Annotated in this window: 2 pseudogenes; both read left to right on the forward strand. The window is 66.2% G+C overall.

Annotated features, from left to right (window positions below):
* Positions 1-198, forward strand: a pseudogene (locus tag ABD363_RS32425) (hypothetical protein); the annotation flags it as partial.
* 119 nt (positions 199-317) lie between these two features.
* Positions 318-755 (forward strand): annotated as a pseudogene (locus tag ABD363_RS32430) (IS5 family transposase); the annotation flags it as partial.
* Positions 756-841: the final 86 nt, after the last annotated feature.

Raw genomic sequence — 841 nt, forward strand, 5'->3', positions numbered from 1 at the left:
CCCGTCCTGGTGCGCGACCTGCGACGGGTTCTTCTTCCGCGACCGCGGCATCGTCTCGGGGCGGTCCTGGCCGAGCAGAACGACGAGTGGACCGAGGCCCGCCGCTACATGAGCCGCGAACTCCTCGCCAAGGCCCGACTCCACCCGATCGAGTCAGAAACCGACGACACCGCCCTGCCCACCGGACTCACCGCATAGCCTCAGAACGAGATCGCCGAGTGGCCGTCGATACACCACTCCAGCGGACGTGACCCCACCATGACCCCACCCGCAGCCCTGGCTGCATAAACCCCGCTGTCACCCGATCATGCAGCAGTTCCGGTCCGCGCCCCGTGGACCGGGGCAAGCCGGGTTCCGAGATGCACGTCCTGTCGGACGCGAACGGACTGCCTCTACTCGTCGGCGTCTCCGCGGGTAACACCCACGACAGCGAAGGGCTGAAGCCGATGGTGGAGGTTCACCAAACGAGACACGACCCCCATCGCGGCCGGTACTTCAAGCCCCAGCGGCTGCATGCGGACAAGGCATACGACCAGGCTGATCTGCGCAGATGGCTCTGGGGTAGGCGCATCGGCGTACGCATCGCCCGCAAGGGCATCGAGTCCAGCGAGCGATCAGGGCGCCGCCGCTGGGTCATCGAGCGCACCGTGTCATGGCTGTCCGGCTACCGCCGGCTCAGCCCCCGCTACGAACACGATCCCCGCAACTACCTGGCCTTTCTCGGACTCGCCGCTGCCCTGTGCTGCTACAAATGATTCGTCCGCCTCACCACGTGGGACACGGTCTTACTGAGGTTTTCGTTAGTTCTGTGGGCGTGGCGGACTCGTTGGTGGGAGCCTGG

Source organism: Streptomyces glaucus, from assembly GCF_039533365.1.
GTDB lineage: Bacteria > Actinomycetota > Actinomycetes > Streptomycetales > Streptomycetaceae > Streptomyces > Streptomyces glaucus.